Source organism: Halarcobacter ebronensis (assembly GCF_013201825.1).
Taxonomy (GTDB): Bacteria; Campylobacterota; Campylobacteria; order Campylobacterales; family Arcobacteraceae; genus Halarcobacter; species Halarcobacter ebronensis.
The window spans coordinates 1,684,415-1,701,122 of sequence record NZ_CP053836.1 but is presented as its reverse complement, the minus strand read 5'-3'; the positions used below and the strand labels follow the sequence as shown (position 1 = coordinate 1,701,122).

Sequence of the window (16,708 nt, the reverse complement as noted above, 5' to 3'; positions counted from 1 at the left end):
AATCAGATCCTATCCAAAGCTTTTTTTAGCTTTAAAATTGAACTTTTGTCTTTGATGGCAACTCTTACAAAAGTTGAATCTAGAAAATCAAAGTTGGAGCAATCACGAATCATAATTTTGTATTTTTTTAGATGTTTTTGCATAGTTTTTGCATCAATATTTTTTAGCTTCAAAAGAAGAAAATTTGCATCACTTTCATAAACTTTTTCAATGAAAGAATAGTTATTTAAAATGCTTTTTAGAAGCTCTTTATTTTTACTATTTTGTTCTAAGCTATTAGAAACAAAAGTTTTATCTTTTAAAGCTTCAATAATATAGTTCATATCAAAAGTTGAGAGTTTCCATTTTGGCTCTTTCTCTTTTAACTGTTTTATATTTTTTTTATCTGAGATAATTGTTCCAACTCTAACTCCTGCGCAAGAGTAAAACTTTGTCATTGATTTTAGAATATAAAGTTTCTTATACTCTTTTAAAAATCTTATTGCAGAGCTCTCTTTTGTAAACTCTAAAAAACTCTCATCGATTAAAATTGTGCACTCATTTTTTGCCCACACTTGAAATAACTCTTCTAGTTTATAGAATGTTCCCTCAGGTGTTGAAGGATTTGCAAAGATAACCAAAGAGCCTTTTTTAATCTCTTTTTTTAGATTTTCAAATCTATTAATTAGATTTATTTTATATCCAAAAAGTTTTGCTGCCTTTTTATACTCCAAATAAGCAGGAGAGTAGATAAAACACTCTTTTAGACCCAATGAGTCAAATAAAGAGAAAATAGCTCTACTAGCACCGTTAAAAAGCTCTAAATTTGACTTTTTAACTTTGTAGTGCTTTGCAACTGTTTTATAAAGCTTTTCATAATTAGCATAAAAACTTATATCAACTTTGTTAAAATCAATATTTAGTTTTGGTTTTAAAAAGTTGATATTTGAAGAGAGATCTATAATCTCTTCCTTTTTACACTTTAACTCTTTTACAAAAGAGTCTATATCTCCACCATGTTGAAACTCTTTCATTAGTTATTTTAACTCTCCAGAAAGTTCATATTTGTTTAAATATCCCCTTGGTGTTAAGACTTTGCCATTTTTTGTTAATCTTGTATTTGAGTTACAAATAATTATAAGCGTTGACATAGATACTGCTTCATGATTTATATCTTGAGTTATCAAATCTTTTGCTGTTGTTATGGTGATTTTCTCTTTTTCCTCTCTTCCCACATTTGAAGCAATGATTGCAATTCTATCTTGATATCCATCTTCTAAAGCTTTTAAAAAGTTTTGGTAAGGAAGAACTCTTTTTTTAGATTTTGGGTTATAAATTCCTAGAATAAAGTCACAAGCAAGAGCTGCTTTTACTCTTTTGTCTATTAGATTTATATCTGTAAGTCTATCAGATAGGGAAATAATAGAAAAATCTTGTGAAATAGGTGCTCCAACTTTACTTGCTGCTGCTAAAAATGAGGTAACTCCAGGAAGTGAAATAAGTTCAATCTCATCCCATAACTCTTTTTCATCAATAATTTCAACTATTAGTGTTGCCATTCCATATACATTTGCATCGCCATTTGATACGATACAAGTGGTTTTCCCTTGCTTAGCATACTCAATTGCTTGGTTACATCTCTCTATTTCGTGAGTCATCCCTGAAGTATATATCTCTTTGCCTTCTATTAACTCTTTTAGCTCTTTTGCATATTTACTATATGAAACTACAACCTCACACTCTTTTAACGCTTTTTTTGCTTCTGGTGTGATGTATGATGTTCCTCCTGCACCTGAACTAACTATATATAATCTATTCGCCATTTTTTTATACTGCTCCTGCAATTGTAATTTTTTTGTTATATACCTCTTTTTTGAGGATTAATTCTCTATATTTTGATACTAAAATAGCTGAGGGTTCAGCTACTCCTTTTAGATTAAAAAACTTTGTAGCTTGAGAAGGGGAAAACTCTCTTTCAAGTGAGTTTATCTGCTCTTCTTTAAAAAATTTAATATCAAAATTGTATTTTAAAGCAAACTCTAATAGTCCTTTTTCATCACTCTTTGCTTCAAATGAAGCTATATTTTCTATCTGCTCTTTTTTTAAGTTGTTTTTATCTAAAAATAGAAAAAAAGCCTCTTCTATCTCTTTTAAACTTGTATCTCTATTACAACCAAGTCCTAAATATACTTTAGGTTTTAAAGTTAAATTTTCATCTTTAAATGGAGTTATATTTACGCATAGTTCAGAACTTTGTTCCTCTACTCTTTTTAGATTTGTTTTATTAGGTATTGTTTTAAAAATATTTTCATAAGTTTTAACTTCTATCTCTTTTTTATTTAATAAAGAGTTTGAGATTTTTGCCAAACACTTTAGGTTTTCTATCTCTAGATTGTTTCTCTTCGCAAACATATCAAAAGCAAAGGTTTTTGTCTGATCTGTTGCAGTTGAAATAAAGTTTAGACATCCTTCTATTCTTGAAGCTATTAAATCACTTAACTCATTTGCTCCACCAATATGACCACTTAAAAGGGGTACAATTTTTAACAAATCCATACTCATTACTATAATTGCTGGATCACTTGCTTTACTTTTTAACAAAGGAGCAATTTTTCTTACAACAATTCCCATTGCAAGAATACAAATGATAGCATCATATCTTTTCCAGCCATTTTCTAATACTGTATCAATTTTTTCATAGCTTTGAAATTTTTTTAGATTGTGTTTTAAATCCTCTTTCCCATATATATCCACATTAAAGTCAGTTAAATACTCCAAAAGTTTAGAAGCAGAGTCTAGACTTGGTTGATTTATTGATACTATTGCAATATTTAATCTACTGCTCATTTTTGTTTTTTTAACCTCTCTAGCTCTTTTACCAAAGGACTTACATATAAGTGAGACTCCTCTTTTTCATCTTGATGAAGAAAATCACCAAAAAGAATAAGTGCCACACCTTTAATATGTTGAACTTGCTCTTCAATTGTAGAGATTGTTCCTTTATATATCTCCTCTTCCATCCAAGTTGCTTTTTCCACAACCCAACAAGGAGTATCTGGACTATAACTCATCTCTAAAGCTTTTCTTTTAAGATTTTTTAGAAGTTGTATTGATAAATAAAAAACAAAAGAAGAGTGTCTGCAAGCAAGTAGATTTTCAAGTTTTTCAGGATTTGGAGTTCTTCCTTCCAATCTTGAAAGGATAATTGTTTGAGACACTCCTGGAATTGTGTATTCTATTCCTAAACTAGCAGCAGCTCCAAAAGCGGCTGTAATTCCTGGAATTACCTTATAGTTAATCTTCTCTTTTTGCAAAAAATCTATCTGTTTTGCTATTGTTGAGTATAAAGAGGGATCTCCTGTGTGAACTCTGGCAATAATTTTATTCTTATGTTTTTTTAGAAAATCAAATATTTCAGGGTATCTCATCTCTTGAGAATCTTCTATTATTGCATCTTTTTTGCACCAAGATAATACCTCTTTTGGAACTAGTGAACCTGTATATAAAACTGCATCAGCTTTTTGAAGTATTTTTTGAGCTTTAACTGTTACTAAATCTGGATCTCCACATCCAGCACCTATAAAATATACCATTACTCTTCCTCTATTTTATAAATTTTTATTTGAAATAGTTGCCTTTCTGGCTCTACTAAATCTAGTTTACCTTTATATGTGGTAAGAGAAATAGAGTGAATTTCATACTCAATTTTTGCCTCATTTAAAACTGTTAACATCAAGTTTAGATGTTTTAAAGTTATGGCATTTATTAGTATTATTCCTCTATTATCCAACTTTTTATATAGCTTAGGTAGTTGTTTTATAACTTCAACTCCTCCACCACCCAAAAAAATCCTTTGTGGAATCTCTTGTAGTTTATCAAAAAACTCTTGTGCTTCTCCTACAAAAAGTTTAGTTTCTACCACATGATGTTTTTTTAGATTCTCTTTTATAAACTCAACTCTTGTCTCATTTTTTTCAAAAAGTGTTGTTTTTACTTTGTATCTTTTATATGCTTCAATGGCACAACTTCCACTTCCAGCACCAATATCCCATAAAAGCTGATTTGGCTCCAAATCAAGATTTTGTAAAGAAAGAGCTCGTTTATACTTTTTAGTAATCATTCCTCTCTCAGTTTCAAATTCACAATCTTCACTTATGGTACTACTATTTTCAAAATTCCTTTTTATAAGTAAAACATAAGGCGCTGTAATATCAATACTATTTTCATCAAAGTTTAATAAATCAATCTCTTCTATTCTTTCATCAATAAAACCTAATTTATATCCAAGGGTTGTAGTAATATCACTACTTTCAAAATAAAAAAGTTTCTCTTTTAATCTTTTTATACTCTCTTTATCACAAAGTACAAAAGTGTATCTATTTTGTAAAAAGTTTTTTAAATCAAGTTCAATTCTTCCATGTAAAGAGACACAATCAACTTCAAGCTCAGAGATAAATACTCTTTCAAGCAGATAGTTTTTTGAAGAGGTATTATTTATGATTTTTACACTACTCTTTGGCAAGTTTTTTGCAATAATAGTTCCTGCACTAAAAAATAGTGGAGAACCTGTTACCACATACAAAATCTCCTCTTTCTCATAGTTTTCTAAAAGATACTCTTTTGCCTCTTTATATTTTAGTTTTAATATATTTTTAGTTTCTTCTTTCTTGTGCTCTGCACTCTCTGTGAGAAAGTTTGGGTCACAAATGATTTTATCAAATTTTGAAATATCAAAATCAAGATTTGAAAAGTTGTAATCTCCCATTCCATTTCCAGCTATTGTTACCATCCTAAAACCTCTTTTTGTTCTAATATTATGGCTTTAACATTTGAAGTTTCAAACCACTGTTTTATCTGTTTGTTTGCTTTTATTGCAATCATTTTATAAAAATCTTCCAATAATCCAACTTTTTCAAGCTCCTGCGAGATTCCTTTTACTGTTAAGGTTTCCTCAATATCAACTTTGTAACCAAGATTTTCTTCTATATCCTCTTGAAGTTTTTTAAAATCTATTACTCCAAATCTATTATGGGTATTTTTAAAACCTTGGTAAACCTTTGTCATTTTTCCTATCCCACATAAAAAGATTACCTCTTTTGCTTTTAGTTTTGTTGCAAGTTCAATTGAGTCATAAACAAAGTTACCTATTTCAATAACTGCTTCAGAAGAGGCTTTTGAACATGCAACTTGAAAAGCAGAGTTTCCAAGGGTAAAGTAGATAGTTTCATACTCATTTTGTATGGCAAACTCTATCTCTATTTTAACTGAATCAATATATGCTGAACTTGAGATAGGTTTAACTATTCCTGTTGTTCCAAGTATAGAAATACCACCTAATACACCAACTTTTGAATTTGCAGTCTGTTTTGCAATATTTTCTCCATCTGTAACACTTACACAACATTTTAGATGTAAGTTTTGTTTTTCTTTAGTTCTTATCTTAAAATACTCATTTATTGCATTTAATGGAGCTGGATTTATAGCAGGATAGGGCGGAGCAATTTTTAAACCTCTTTTGGTTACAACTCCCACTCCTAAACCAGCAAAAATCTCTAAACTATTTGTTTGGTACTCAAAATAGTGTGGTTTTTGAGAAGTTGGGTTTAGTTGAAACTCTTTTTGGCAAAAGTCTAAAGCAACAATTATCTCACAACCTTTTGTAACATCTAAATCATCATTATCTATTTTTTCTGTTTTAGTAATACAAGCTTCATTTGTAGCCAAAAGAGTGTCTAAAGCAGATCTAAAAGATGCAAAGGTGTGAGCTCCTGTTGTGTAGCCTTTTCTTAATATTTTTTGTTCCATTATTTATAAAAACTTGGGTCACTCATTGGTACTTGTTTGAACTCTTCAAGTTCATCAATACTTCTATTCTCTTTTAAAGCTATAAATAGTCTTTTCCATTTCTCTTTGTCGTATTGATGGATGTTTTTAAGCCAAATTCCATTGTTATTTAGATTTCCGTTAACTTTTGTATTTTCATAAATATTTGCAACACTTCTAAATCTGCAAGCTCCAAAACAGCCTGTTCTTACAACTTTGATTCTATCTTCACCCTTTGAAAGGTTTACCTCTTTTATAAGCTCTCTTAGTGTTGCAGCTATATCTTTATCTTTGTGTGCTTTTCCACATCTCTCATCTGTACATATAAAAAGTTGTGTTTTTAGGTGCATAATTGGTTTGTTTGCATCAAAGTTTTTTGGTTTGCAAGTAAAACCATCTGCAATTTCACTTCCCATTGTGTTGTAGAGTTTCTCTTTTTTATCTTCCATTATATTTCTCATCTTTATCATAATCTTTGATTAGTTTATAAATAGCATGAAGTGTTGCAACAGCCATAGTTGAACTTCCGAATCTTCCCTCCATAATAACTCCTGCAACATCAAAGCTATTGCAAAATCTTTTTCCATAGGCTTTTGATTCAATCACATTTACAAAACCAACAGGAAAAAGTAAAAGTGCAACATTGTTTAAATTTACTTTTTGCTCAAGCAACGTGTTTATTGCCGCATAAATAAACGTTGGTGCATTTCCACAAGCTAAAACCAAAGGTTCATCTTTGTGCCTTTTTATTGCTTCAACAACTGCTGCATAGCTTCTTGTAGTTTTATTTTTATCAGCCATCTCATAAGTAAAGGGTTCATTTATATAACAAACTACTTCATTGTCATATTTTTTTAGATAAAAATCGCTAAGTCCAACTTTTATCATATTTACATCAACAATAATTTTTGCTTTGTTTAAAAGTAGGTTTTGTACTTTTTTAATGGCATCTTTTGAAAAGTAGATATTGTTTAATACCTCATCAAAACAAGTTGTTGTATGAATCAGTCTAGTTATTACCTCTTTTTGTTCTTCATCAAACTCTTTTATTTTTTCATACTCTTTTAACTCATCATTAATGATTTCAAAAGATCTATTTGAGATATCTGCACCAATATTTATTGGTGGTTGTTCTATTTTAAATTCCAAAGTAATCCTTTAATATTTTTATATTATTTCTAAACATTGTATGTAAATAAGTTCCATAGACATTGTTTTTTCTCCAAGCTCCTAACTCTCCTTTTGAGTTCTCTTTTTTACTTAATATATCAATTGCATTTTTTGTATCAAGTGGTTTTGTATAGTGAAAGGCATGACCTTTTAGTCCTGTTTGGCTATAGTAGTAGCCAAGTCTTACTCTTTTTGGTGTAAGAGTAAATTCAACATCCAAAATTCCACTCATTTTTTTATCATCAACACATTTGGCTAAATATAAAAGTCCGGCACACTCTGCATATATATGTTTATTTTTATTTGCGTGGTTTATTAAAGAGTTTTTAAAATTGTTTGAATCTTTTATTTTGTTATAACTCTTCTCTGTCTCCACGTATCCGCCAGGAATTAAAACCAAATGGGTATCATTTGAAATTGTTTCATCTTTTGTAGGGTTTACAAGTTCTACTTTTGAAAACAGCTCTTTTAGAAAAACTAAATTATCATAATATAAAAAAGAGAAATTTTCATCATAAACAATAGAGACTTTTTTATCTACTTTTTTAAAATCCGAAAAGGGATATTCATTTATATTCTCTCTCTTATAGTTTGCAAGCTTTTCAAGTCTTTCTAAATCAATATTTTCTAAAACTTCTATAGTTAAATCTTTTAATTCTTTATCATTTTTTTGTGCTAAATCAAGTCCTAAATGGGTATGTTCTAAGCTTTTTAAATCTTTTTTTATCCAACCTAAAACTTCAATGTCATCAAAATCTTTTAAAATTTGGTTTTTAATAAGTTCAAAGTGCATATTTGAAGAGACTTTGTTTAATACAACTGCTTTTATTGTATTATCATCTCTATAGGTTTTAAGACCTTTTAATACTGCACTAATAGTTATATAAGAACCACTTGCATCAAGAAGTAAAATTGAAGGTATATTTAAAAGTTTTCCAATATCATAAGAAGAGCACCCTTTGTCCATCCCATCATAAAAGCCCATTACTCCCTCTAAAATAGAGATATCTTTGTCAGAGTAGTTATCAAATATCCATTTAACTTGATTTTTATTCATTATAAAAGAGTCTAAGTTTATTGAGTTTGTATTACAAATTGCATGATGAAATTGGGGGTCTATAAAATCTGGACCTATTTTAAAAGGTCTTACACTAGTTTTATAGTGATTTAATAATGCGGTTGTAAATAGTGTTTTACCTTGATTTGATGCAATAGAAGATATTAAAATTGCTTTCACTTTTACCTCTTTATAATTTTCTTTAGCTAAAATTTTGCTATGAGAAATCTTCGAGGGTATAACAAACGTTACTTTAAATTGTCAATAATTGCAATGTATTCGACAATGAATAAATTATGTAATGTAGAAATCAACAACAATTTATACCACAAAAGAGCTTATGAAAATGAAATAAACTCTTTAGATCCCCCTTTTATTTTAGAAACTTCAATTTTTTTAACAAAATAATCAACATTTTACACACAAATATTTATTTATAAATATATCATACTATAAAGGACTACCATGCATATAGAAGCTGGTGTTGTGCAAGGCGCAAAAATGGTTTTAAGTTATGGAACTGCTGCAGTTTCATTCTCTGTTGCTGCAAAGTTGGCATATGAAAATATTAAAGATTCTGGTGTTTTACCATTTGCTGTAAAAACTCTAATCTCAACAATTTTAGTATTTTTCTTTTTTGAAGTTTTACCTCATCATCCTGTTGGAGTTTCAGAAGTTCATTTGATTTTGGGAACTACACTGTTTTTAATTTTTGGTGCTTCTTCAGCTGCTTTTGGATTGGCTCTTGGGTTATTGATTCAAGGTCTATTTTTTGCCCCTTTTGATTTACCTCAATATGGAATTAATGTAACTACTCTTTTAATGCCACTTTTTGCAATGTCTTATGTTGCTTCAAAGATTATTCCAAAAGATATTGCTTATAAAGATATTAAATATGTTGCTGCTTTAAAACTATCTTTAATGTATCAAGGTGGAATTGTAACTTGGGTTGCTTTTTGGGCACTATATGGTCAAGGTTTTGGTACAGAAAATTTGAGTGAGGTATTTAGTTTTGGTGTTGCATATATGAGTGTAGTAATACTTGAACCTTTCATTGATTTAGCTGTACTTGCAGGAGCAAAAACCTTAAATAGTTTAAAATCAAGTTCATATGTGGAAGCTAGACTTTATAATAGCGCAAAATAATGAAAAGATATAGACACTATAATAGAAAAAGAGCTATTGTTCTTGCTTGTTTTGGTTCAGTAATTGAACAACAAAAATATCTTGATTTAGAAGAAAAAGTAAAAGAGGAGTATCCCGATTGTGAGGTATTTACCTCTTTTTCTTCAAGAATGGTAATAAAACTTTTAAAGAAAAAGAAAAAAGAGATTTATAAAAATCTTCCTCAAACTTTAGCTGATGTCGATATGTTAGGTTTTAAACATGTGGTGGTTGTTTCTGTAAATATCTATCCCACTGATGAACATGAGTTTTTAAAAAAAATTGTAGATGGTTTCAAAATTTTTTCATTGGCTAATATTGGTATTACAAATGCCATTTTAACTACTGCAAAAGATACAACGGAATATTTAAAAGAGTTAAATGAAAAAGTTAGTAAAGAAGATACTGCAAATTTATATATTATACATGGAACGCCCAAACTAAATACTATAGGGATAGAGTCAATCTCTTATACAAAAGAGCTTTTAAAAACTTTAGATGCGAGAAACTTTTCATGCTCTTTAGAGGGTGCTTTCCCATATTTTGCTATTAATGACTCAATAAAAAGAGAGATAAAAGCTAAAGGTTATAAAAAAGTTCAAGTTGTTCCTTTACTATTAGTTAGTGGAAATCATTACATAAAAGATATGTTTGAAATAAAAGAGGATTTAGAAGATTGTTTTGAATCTTCAATTGTAGAATCTATAACACAAGGTGAGAACTTTAATCTTTTAGAGTTTCCAAAAACTAGTGAGATTATTATAAATAATATTAAAGAATCTTTTAAAATGCTTGGTATTAGTCATAAGACTATGACCTATTAGGAGAGTAGATGAAATTATATATGGTTTCACTAGGCCCTGGGGATCATGAACTAATTACCATAAAGGCACTAAAAGCATTAAAAGATTCAGATGCTATATGTATTCCGACAAAGAGTACAAATAATAGTTTTGAAAAATCTATGACTTATAAAATTGTAAAAGAGCTTATGGAAGAGTTTGGTTTTGATAAACCAATAATTCCTATGTATACGCCAATGAAGTTTAAACAAGAGGATTGGCAAAGACAAGTTGATACTATTTTAGACTCTTTTGAATCTTATGAAAAACTCTCTTTTGTTACTTTAGGAGATAGTGCTGTTTATAGTACAGTTTATTATCTGCTTGATATAATAAAAGAGCAAAAAAATGAAGTTTATGAAAAGTGTGAGGTGATTCCTGGAGTAACCTCTTTTTCAAGTGCTTCTGCAAAAGTTAAAAAGCCTTTATGTGTTGGAGATAGTAGTTTTTTAATAAGACCTCTACATAAAAGTAAAGTACCTTTTACAACTGTTTATATGAGACCAAAAATTGGTATGAATACAGAAAAAGTAAAAGAAAAAAACTCAATTTATACCTTTGAAAATTTAAATTTCCAAGGGGAACAGGTGTTGGATTATAAAAAGAAGAGTGTAGATAAATATATGACTCTTTTTATAGATTTTTATGAACCAAAATAGAAAAGGTCAAAGGATTTGGCAGTTTTAACAAAACTTACAATTGAAGAGATAAATAGTTTAATAGCAGATACAAATATATCTTTTAATCATATATTTGAGACTTCTACAGGTATTAGTGATACAACTTATATTGGAGTCTCAAATAGTGATAAATATGTTTTTAAACTCTTTGAAAATGCTTCATTAAGAGATGTTAAAAGCCAAATAAAACTTCTGGATTCTATTAAAAGCCTAAATGTTCCTAATGTTCTCTCAAAAGATATTAAATTGTATAAAAATAAACCCTTTACCCTTTTTTCATATATTGAAGGTTCTTGTTCTTATTTTATAACATTAAATCATCTTGAACAAATAACTCTTTTTTTGGCAAGTTTGCACAATATAAAAGATATTAGATTTCCTAAAAAAAATATATATGAGATTAGTTCATTTAACAAGATGTTAAACTCTTTGATGGATAATAAAATAAAAGAAGAGATAAAAAATAAGTTTGAAAAAATAAAAGGGATTGATTTAAAAAGTAGTGCTTTGATACATGGAGATCTTTTCCCTGATAATGCAAAGTTTATTAATGGAAAACTAAGTGGTGTCTATGACTTTACACAGTCATGTTTTGGTAATATTAAGTTTGATTTAGCAGTTGTTGTAATAAGTTGGTGTTTTAATGAGTATAGTTTTAATAACTTATACTTTGAGCAAATAATTGAAAACTACAACAGCTACTCAAATAAGAAAATAGAAAAAGATAGTATGAAAATATATCTTCTTTATGCCTGTTTATATTATGCCTTGCAAAGGTTATATAAAAGAAGAGAAGATTATGATGAGTATTTAAAAAAATATGAGATATTAGAGAAGATATTATAGATGAAAGAGTTTACTAAAGAGGATATTGAGACTTTAAAGCAGATTATGCTTTTAAGAAGAGATGTTAGAGGAAATAGATTTAACAATAAAAAAATTGATGATGAAATTTTAGATGAGATTTTAAATGCTGCAAATATGGCTCCTTCTGTTGGTTTTTCACAACCTTGGAAATTTTTACTAGTAAAGAGCAAAAGTAAAAGAGAAGAGATATATGAAGAGTTTATAAAAGAGAACGAAAAAGCTAAAAAGATATTTAAAGATAAGGAACTCTACGCCTCTTTAAAACTAGAAGGAATAAAAGAGTCATATATAAATATAGCAGTTTTATATGAAAAACCCAAAAAGAGTATTTTAGGACAAACTACACAAAAAAAGATGGGAGAGTATAGCGTTGTATGTGCTATAGAAAATCTTTGGTTGATGGCAAGAGCTTTTAATATTGGAGTAGGGTGGATAAGTATATTAAAACCAAAAAATGTAAAGAAGATATTAGGAATAGGTAGTGAACATAAACTTATAGCATATCTTGCTTTGGGGTATGTGGATGAGTTTCTAGAAGAGCCAGAGCTTTTAAAGATTAAATGGGAAGATAAAAAGAGTCTAAAAGATATAAAAATAATTTAGGAATAAAAATGATAAAGAGTATTTTAGGGAAAGTTGATTTTATAGAGAGTCTAAGAGGCAAAAAAGCAACATATATGTTAGCTATGAGTAATACAAAAACAGCAGAGATAGAAGGAATAACCCAAGCAGGGATTCCAGGAAAAATATATCTTACTCCAACCCTTGATAGTGAATTTTTGTGTTGTGGTGAGGTTCGAAGCTTGGAAGATATAGCAAAAACTCCAAAAGGTGTACCAACTCCTGCACTTATAACAAGAGCAGTTCATCTATTAAAACCTTTTTCAAATATTGAACTTCTTGATTTGGGAATAGAGGTTAAACCAAAATTGGACTATTTTAAGATACATGATATGCAAATAAAACCCTCTAATTCAATTGCAGAAAATGCAAAAATAGATGCTTTGGCAATATTTCAAAAGGGTTTGGTTTTTGGACAAGCCTATGAGCTAAAAGATGATTATTTGATATTAGCTGAATCAGTTCCTTCTGGGACTACAACAGCAACAGCAACAGCACTTGCTTTAGGATATAAATGTAAAGAGCTTTTTAGTAGCTCTTTTAAAGATGTCCCAAATAGTATAAGAGATCAAACTATAGATAAGGCTTTGGAAAATATTTCAAAAGAGGATGATCTCTTTGCAGTTTTAAGTAAAGTCTCTGATAATATGTTGATTTTTTACGCGGGCGTAATTTTAGGGTTAAATAATAAAACAAAAGTTATATTAGCTGGTGGAACTCAATTAGCTTGTGTTCTTCTAATAATAAATGCAATGTTAAAGACTATGCAAGGGGAATTTAACACTTCAAATTTAGCTTTATGTACAACTAAATGGGTATATGAAGATAAAAATAGTGATATAAAAGCACTTTTAGAGATGTTAAGTTTTAAAGTTAATGCTTATTATGCAGATTTTGATTTCTCTTTATCTTCCCATCCTGCACTTAAACTTTATGATAATGGTGAAGCAAAAGAGGGTGTTGGAGCAGGGGCTGCATTAACCTATGCTTTATTAAATGGAATTGACAAACTCTCTATTACTAAAAAAATAGAAAACCTTTTAGGATAATAATGAAAATTTTATATTTTGGTGGACAAAAATCAGGAAAATCATCTTTGGCTGAAAAAAAGGCTTTAGCCTTAACAAAAAATAAACCTTTTTATGTGGCAACATATAATAACTCTTATGATGATAAAGAGATGCATAAAAGAGTAGATAAACATAAGAAGAGTAGGGAAGATAGTTTTATTACTATTGAAGAGCAAAGAGATTTAACAAAAGTTCTTAAACCAAATCAAACCTATTTAGTTGATTGTATCTCTATGTGGATATTTAATAATCTTGATGAAGAGGAACAATACTTAAAAACACAACTAGAAGAGCTTGAAAAAATAGATTGTAATATTGTTTTTGTACTTAATGAAGTGACTTCTGGAGTAATTCCTTTTGATAAAGATAGTAGAAAGTTTGTAGATTTAACTGGAATAATAGGTCAAAAACTAGCAAAGATTTGTGATGAGGTCTATGAAGTTAAATTCGGACTTGAAAGCAGATTAAAATAGATGAACAATATCTCAATCTTTGGTACAAGTTCTGATGCAGGGAAATCAACTCTAACTTTTGTAATTGCAAAAATAATCCAAGAGATGGGATATAGTGTTGCTCCTTTTAAAGCCCAAAATGTATCAAATAATGCCTTTGTTTGTGATGATAAAAGCGAAATTGCAGTTGCTCAATATTTTCAAGCAGAGATTCTAAAAGTTCCAACTTCATACCATCTAAATCCTGTTTTGCTTAAATCAGGAAGAGGAAGTAGTGCTTCACTTATAGTCGAAGGTAAGGTTGTAACAAACAAAGATGTTAGAGAGTATTATAGAGATTTGGATATTTTAAAACCTGCTGTAAAAAGATGTTTTGATTACCTTGATTCAAAATATGATGTTGTTGTTTGTGAGGGAGCTGGAAGTCCTGTTGAATTAAATCTAATGGATAAAGATTTATCAAATATCTTTATTGCAAATGAATACAATACAAAAATCATTTTAGTTGCTGATATTGAAAAAGGTGGAGTTTTTGCCTCTATTTATGGAGTATATAATCTTCTTCCTCAAAAATTAAGAGAGAATGTAATAGGTGTAATTATAAACAAATTTAGAGGGGATTTAACTCTTTTTGATGAGGGAATAAAAATAATTGAAAAAGATTTTAAAATTCCAGTTTTAGGAGTCTTGCCCTATACCCCTTTTAATTTTGGATTTGAAGATTCACAAAGTCTTAAAAATTATGTTCAAAATAGAGACAAAGCTTTTATAAAAGTTGCAGTAATTGCTTATCCATATATGAGTAATTACAATGATTTTGAGCCTTTAATTGTTGATGATTCAATTGAGTTGGAGTTTATTGAGTCAAATATCTCTTTAGAGAAGTTTGATATGATAGTTTTACCTGGTTCTAAACTTGTTATAAAAGATTTAAGATGGTTAAAGCAAATTGGTCTATATGAAAGAATAAAAGAGTTTAAAAAAGAGATTTTTGGTATTTGTGGTGGATATGAGATGATGTTTGAGACTTTGGACGATAAATATGCTTTAGAAAATGAGAAACCGACCTTAGAAGTGGGTTTTGGATTTATAGCTGATAAAATAGTTTTTGAAAAAGAGAAAACTTTAGAGAAAAAAGAGTATGAACTCTTCTCTTGCAAAGTTGATGGCTTTGAAATACATCACGGCAAAAGCCTTAAATATCCACTTTTTTTTGAAAAAGAGAATATAAAAGGGACTTTTATTCATGCAATTTTTGATAGTGATATTTTAAGAGATAATATTTTTAAAAAAATAGATAAAAACTATAAAAGTTTTGATTTTAAAGTATATAAAGAGTCAAAAATTGATGAGTTTGTAAATCTATTAAAATCAAAACTTGATGTAAAAAAGATAAGAGAGAGTATTGATGAATAATCTATTTTTAGGGCTAAAATTTGTATTTAGCTATTTTTCGATTTTGCCAGTTAGTTTTAAAAAAGAGGATGATTTATCAAAAAAAGAGGTTTTAAACTATACTCTATTTTTCCTTCCATTTGTTGGTTTTGTTTTAGGTTTATTAACTCTTATAATCTACTCTTTTTTAGACTCAATTCCTTTTTTGGGAGCCATTATTGCTTCATGTATATATTTTGTTTTGTATGGTTTTATTCACACAGAAGCAGTTTTAGATGTTTTTGATGCAATTTATGCAAAACATAGTGGTAAAGATGCCTATAAGATAATAAAAGAGCCAACAGTTGGTGCAATTGGGGTTTTATACTCTCTTGTTTTTGTGATTTTAAAAATCTCTTTGTTTTCGTATTTGCTAATGAATGAACACTTTTTAGAGTTTTTATCAATTTTAGTTATTAGTAGAATTTCAATACAATTTTCAGTCTATTTTTTTACCTTTAGATCCTCTTTTGTCTCTTTATTATGTGACTCTTTTACGCAAAAGAGTTTTTTAGTCTCAATTGTTCTTTACTCTTTATTAATACTATTTTTAACAGACTTCTCTTTTCTCCTTATTTTATTTTTTGCATTTTTATTTACTCTATTAATAGCAAATTTTCTAAAAAAAGCTTTAGGCTTTTTAAATGGTGATGCCTTAGGTTTTATTTTGGAGAGTTTAGAGATTATTTTGGCTTTTGTGGTATCTTTTTTGTGGCTTTAATAACACTTCTAAGACATGCTCCTTTACCAAAAGAGTATCAAAAAAGATATATTGGACACACAAATATAGAGATAGATTTAAAATTGACAGACTTATCTTTGGTTAAAGATTTAAAACTAAAAGATTATGACTTAGTGTTCTCATCTGATCTAAAAAGATGTACTCAAACTTTGGAGTTATTAGGTTTTAACTTTAGTATTGATAGTAGATTAAGAGAAGTTGAATTTAAAGATAGTTTTGAACTAAAAAGCTTTGATGAAATAGAGAAAATGGATATTTATGAGAAAAAATATTTGGACTCTTTTCTTGCTTGGCATGAATTTATATGTAAAGAGAGTTTTAGTAAATTTGAGCAAAGAGTCTATTCTTTTATTAAAGAACTTCCAAAAAATAAAAATATACTTATTTGTTCCCATGGGGGAACTATAAAGATGATGAACTCTATTTTAAATAATGAAGAGTACTTCTCTTCGCCATTTAACCTAAAGTATTTAGAGTCAGTTGATATAATTATAAGCTAATCTTATCAAAATATTATAAGTATACTTAATATAATTTTAAGTTAAAATTTATATAATTCGCAATTATAATGGTTTGATGGCAGATTTAAGATTTTTGGGAAGATGAGCAAATACTATTGTACTGTTTTTTATAAACTTATCTTTTTCATATATGGCAATGTCCAGAGTCATATTTGATTTTTTGAAAGTTAACAGTTTAATAATCTGATCTCTATCTTGAAATGACAAATCCAAAGGTTTTAAATCTATTATTGGTTTTTTACCCATGCTTCTCCTTCTCTCAAGCCATTATAAAAAAAGATTTCTT

21 protein-coding genes are annotated in these 16,708 nt (G+C 28.7%); 11 read left to right on the top strand and 10 right to left on the bottom strand.

Annotated features, from left to right (window positions below; translation table 11 throughout):
• Window positions 1–2 precede the first annotated feature (2 nt).
• Genes AEBR_RS08400 through AEBR_RS08360 form a run of 9 tightly spaced genes read right to left on the bottom strand, consistent with a single transcriptional unit; the run spans window position 3 to window position 8,209 of the window.
• Complete coding sequence (locus AEBR_RS08400; protein ID WP_129087954.1) at window positions 3–1,013, bottom strand: aminotransferase class I/II-fold pyridoxal phosphate-dependent enzyme; 1,011 nt, start codon at window positions 1,011–1,013, stop codon at window positions 3–5.
• A 3-nt stretch (window positions 1,014–1,016) separates the two neighbouring features.
• On the bottom strand, window positions 1,017–1,802 hold the full coding sequence (locus tag AEBR_RS08395; RefSeq protein WP_129087955.1) for a precorrin-3B C(17)-methyltransferase: 786 nt from the start codon (window positions 1,800–1,802) through the stop codon (window positions 1,017–1,019).
• A gap of 4 nt (window positions 1,803–1,806) precedes the next feature.
• Window positions 1,807–2,826 carry a cobalt-precorrin 5A hydrolase gene (locus tag AEBR_RS08390; RefSeq protein WP_129087956.1) on the bottom strand — a complete coding sequence of 340 codons (1,020 nt, stop codon included), beginning with the start codon at window positions 2,824–2,826 and terminating at the stop codon, window positions 1,807–1,809.
• The gene (locus tag AEBR_RS08385; protein ID WP_129087957.1) at window positions 2,823–3,572 is read right to left on the bottom strand and encodes a cobalt-precorrin-4/precorrin-4 C(11)-methyltransferase; all 750 of its coding nucleotides are present in this window, start codon (window positions 3,570–3,572) and stop codon (window positions 2,823–2,825) included. Before AEBR_RS08385 ends, AEBR_RS08390 begins: the two co-directional genes overlap by 4 nt.
• The gene (gene cbiT / locus AEBR_RS08380) at window positions 3,572–4,768 is read right to left on the bottom strand and encodes a precorrin-6Y C5,15-methyltransferase (decarboxylating) subunit CbiT (protein WP_129087958.1); all 1,197 of its coding nucleotides are present in this window, start codon (window positions 4,766–4,768) and stop codon (window positions 3,572–3,574) included. The genes AEBR_RS08385 and cbiT overlap by 1 nt, the downstream gene beginning before the upstream one ends.
• Entirely contained in the window at window positions 4,762–5,784 is a 1,023-nt protein-coding gene (cbiD, locus tag AEBR_RS08375; RefSeq protein WP_129087959.1) for a cobalt-precorrin-5B (C(1))-methyltransferase CbiD, read from the bottom strand. The genes cbiT and cbiD overlap by 7 nt, the downstream gene beginning before the upstream one ends.
• Entirely contained in the window at window positions 5,784–6,263 is a 480-nt protein-coding gene (locus tag AEBR_RS08370; RefSeq protein WP_129087960.1) for a (2Fe-2S) ferredoxin domain-containing protein, read from the bottom strand. The genes cbiD and AEBR_RS08370 overlap by 1 nt, the downstream gene beginning before the upstream one ends.
• Entirely contained in the window at window positions 6,241–6,951 is a 711-nt protein-coding gene (locus AEBR_RS08365; RefSeq protein ID WP_129087961.1) for a precorrin-8X methylmutase, read from the bottom strand. The genes AEBR_RS08370 and AEBR_RS08365 overlap by 23 nt, the downstream gene beginning before the upstream one ends.
• Window positions 6,941–8,209 (bottom strand): cobyrinic acid a,c-diamide synthase CobB, encoded by a 1,269-nt coding sequence (locus AEBR_RS08360; protein ID WP_129087962.1) that lies wholly within the window; start codon window positions 8,207–8,209, stop codon window positions 6,941–6,943. The genes AEBR_RS08365 and AEBR_RS08360 overlap by 11 nt, the downstream gene beginning before the upstream one ends.
• Window positions 8,210–8,314: 105 nt before the next feature.
• Here AEBR_RS08360 and AEBR_RS15560 point away from each other — a divergent pair, with 105 nt between their 5' ends.
• The 11 genes from AEBR_RS15560 to AEBR_RS08310 are packed head-to-tail and all read left to right on the top strand — an operon-like array spanning window position 8,315 to window position 16,401.
• Window positions 8,315–8,437 carry a hypothetical protein gene (locus AEBR_RS15560; protein WP_272953308.1) on the top strand — a complete coding sequence of 41 codons (123 nt, stop codon included), beginning with the start codon at window positions 8,315–8,317 and terminating at the stop codon, window positions 8,435–8,437.
• Window positions 8,438–8,494: 57 nt separating this feature from the next.
• On the top strand, window positions 8,495–9,175 hold the full coding sequence (locus AEBR_RS08355; RefSeq protein ID WP_129087964.1) for an energy-coupling factor ABC transporter permease: 681 nt from the start codon (window positions 8,495–8,497) through the stop codon (window positions 9,173–9,175).
• On the top strand, window positions 9,175–10,017 hold the full coding sequence (locus tag AEBR_RS08350) for a sirohydrochlorin cobaltochelatase (protein WP_129087965.1): 843 nt from the start codon (window positions 9,175–9,177) through the stop codon (window positions 10,015–10,017). The genes AEBR_RS08355 and AEBR_RS08350 overlap by 1 nt, the downstream gene beginning before the upstream one ends.
• A gap of 8 nt (window positions 10,018–10,025) precedes the next feature.
• On the top strand, window positions 10,026–10,694 hold the full coding sequence (locus AEBR_RS08345) for a precorrin-2 C(20)-methyltransferase (protein WP_129087966.1): 669 nt from the start codon (window positions 10,026–10,028) through the stop codon (window positions 10,692–10,694).
• Window positions 10,695–10,709: 15 nt separating this feature from the next.
• Entirely contained in the window at window positions 10,710–11,561 is an 852-nt protein-coding gene (locus AEBR_RS08340; RefSeq protein WP_129087967.1) for a phosphotransferase, read from the top strand.
• Window positions 11,562–12,185 (top strand): 5,6-dimethylbenzimidazole synthase, encoded by a 624-nt coding sequence (bluB, locus tag AEBR_RS08335; RefSeq protein ID WP_129087968.1) that lies wholly within the window; start codon window positions 11,562–11,564, stop codon window positions 12,183–12,185.
• An 8-nt stretch (window positions 12,186–12,193) separates the two neighbouring features.
• Complete coding sequence (gene cobT / locus AEBR_RS08330; protein WP_129087969.1) at window positions 12,194–13,252, top strand: nicotinate mononucleotide-dependent phosphoribosyltransferase CobT; 1,059 nt, start codon at window positions 12,194–12,196, stop codon at window positions 13,250–13,252.
• Between the two features lie 2 nt (window positions 13,253–13,254).
• A complete protein-coding gene (locus AEBR_RS08325) occupies window positions 13,255–13,746 on the top strand; it encodes a bifunctional adenosylcobinamide kinase/adenosylcobinamide-phosphate guanylyltransferase (RefSeq protein ID WP_129087970.1) in 492 nt (163 codons plus the stop codon).
• Window positions 13,747–15,141, top strand: coding sequence for a cobyric acid synthase (locus AEBR_RS08320; RefSeq protein ID WP_129087971.1), 1,395 nt, complete (start codon window positions 13,747–13,749; stop codon window positions 15,139–15,141).
• Complete coding sequence (locus AEBR_RS08315; protein WP_129087972.1) at window positions 15,134–15,880, top strand: adenosylcobinamide-GDP ribazoletransferase; 747 nt, start codon at window positions 15,134–15,136, stop codon at window positions 15,878–15,880. The genes AEBR_RS08320 and AEBR_RS08315 overlap by 8 nt, the downstream gene beginning before the upstream one ends.
• The gene (locus AEBR_RS08310; protein ID WP_164969517.1) at window positions 15,871–16,401 is read left to right on the top strand and encodes a histidine phosphatase family protein; all 531 of its coding nucleotides are present in this window, start codon (window positions 15,871–15,873) and stop codon (window positions 16,399–16,401) included. Before AEBR_RS08315 ends, AEBR_RS08310 begins: the two co-directional genes overlap by 10 nt.
• 63 nt (window positions 16,402–16,464) lie before the next feature.
• Here AEBR_RS08310 and AEBR_RS08305 read toward each other — a convergent pair whose 3' ends face one another.
• Window positions 16,465–16,668: a malate dehydrogenase gene (locus tag AEBR_RS08305; protein ID WP_129087974.1), complete on the bottom strand. Its 204-nt coding sequence runs from the start codon at window positions 16,666–16,668 to the stop codon at window positions 16,465–16,467.
• Window positions 16,669–16,708: the final 40 nt, after the last annotated feature.

Bases quoted from the DNA above. Each gene is read 5' to 3' on its own strand.
- AEBR_RS08400 (WP_129087954.1), bottom strand. From the start codon at position 1,013: ATGAAAGAGTTTCAACATGGTGGAGATATAGACTCTTTTGTAAAAGAG.
- AEBR_RS08395 (WP_129087955.1), bottom strand. From the start codon at position 1,802: ATGGCGAATAGATTATATATAGTTAGTTCAGGTGCAGGAGGAACATCA.
- AEBR_RS08390 (WP_129087956.1), bottom strand. From the start codon at position 2,826: ATGAGCAGTAGATTAAATATTGCAATAGTATCAATAAATCAACCAAGT.
- AEBR_RS08385 (WP_129087957.1), bottom strand. From the start codon at position 3,572: ATGGTATATTTTATAGGTGCTGGATGTGGAGATCCAGATTTAGTAACA.
- cbiT (WP_129087958.1), bottom strand. From the start codon at position 4,768: ATGGTAACAATAGCTGGAAATGGAATGGGAGATTACAACTTTTCAAAT.
- cbiD (WP_129087959.1), bottom strand. From the start codon at position 5,784: ATGGAACAAAAAATATTAAGAAAAGGCTACACAACAGGAGCTCACACC.
- AEBR_RS08370 (WP_129087960.1), bottom strand. From the start codon at position 6,263: ATGAGAAATATAATGGAAGATAAAAAAGAGAAACTCTACAACACAATG.
- AEBR_RS15560 (WP_272953308.1), top strand. From the start codon at position 8,315: ATGAATAAATTATGTAATGTAGAAATCAACAACAATTTATACCACAAA.
- AEBR_RS08355 (WP_129087964.1), top strand. From the start codon at position 8,495: ATGCATATAGAAGCTGGTGTTGTGCAAGGCGCAAAAATGGTTTTAAGT.
- AEBR_RS08350 (WP_129087965.1), top strand. From the start codon at position 9,175: ATGAAAAGATATAGACACTATAATAGAAAAAGAGCTATTGTTCTTGCT.
- AEBR_RS08345 (WP_129087966.1), top strand. From the start codon at position 10,026: ATGAAATTATATATGGTTTCACTAGGCCCTGGGGATCATGAACTAATT.
- bluB (WP_129087968.1), top strand. From the start codon at position 11,562: ATGAAAGAGTTTACTAAAGAGGATATTGAGACTTTAAAGCAGATTATG.
- cobT (WP_129087969.1), top strand. From the start codon at position 12,194: ATGATAAAGAGTATTTTAGGGAAAGTTGATTTTATAGAGAGTCTAAGA.
- AEBR_RS08325 (WP_129087970.1), top strand. From the start codon at position 13,255: ATGAAAATTTTATATTTTGGTGGACAAAAATCAGGAAAATCATCTTTG.
- AEBR_RS08320 (WP_129087971.1), top strand. From the start codon at position 13,747: ATGAACAATATCTCAATCTTTGGTACAAGTTCTGATGCAGGGAAATCA.
- AEBR_RS08315 (WP_129087972.1), top strand. From the start codon at position 15,134: ATGAATAATCTATTTTTAGGGCTAAAATTTGTATTTAGCTATTTTTCG.
- AEBR_RS08305 (WP_129087974.1), bottom strand. From the start codon at position 16,668: ATGGGTAAAAAACCAATAATAGATTTAAAACCTTTGGATTTGTCATTT.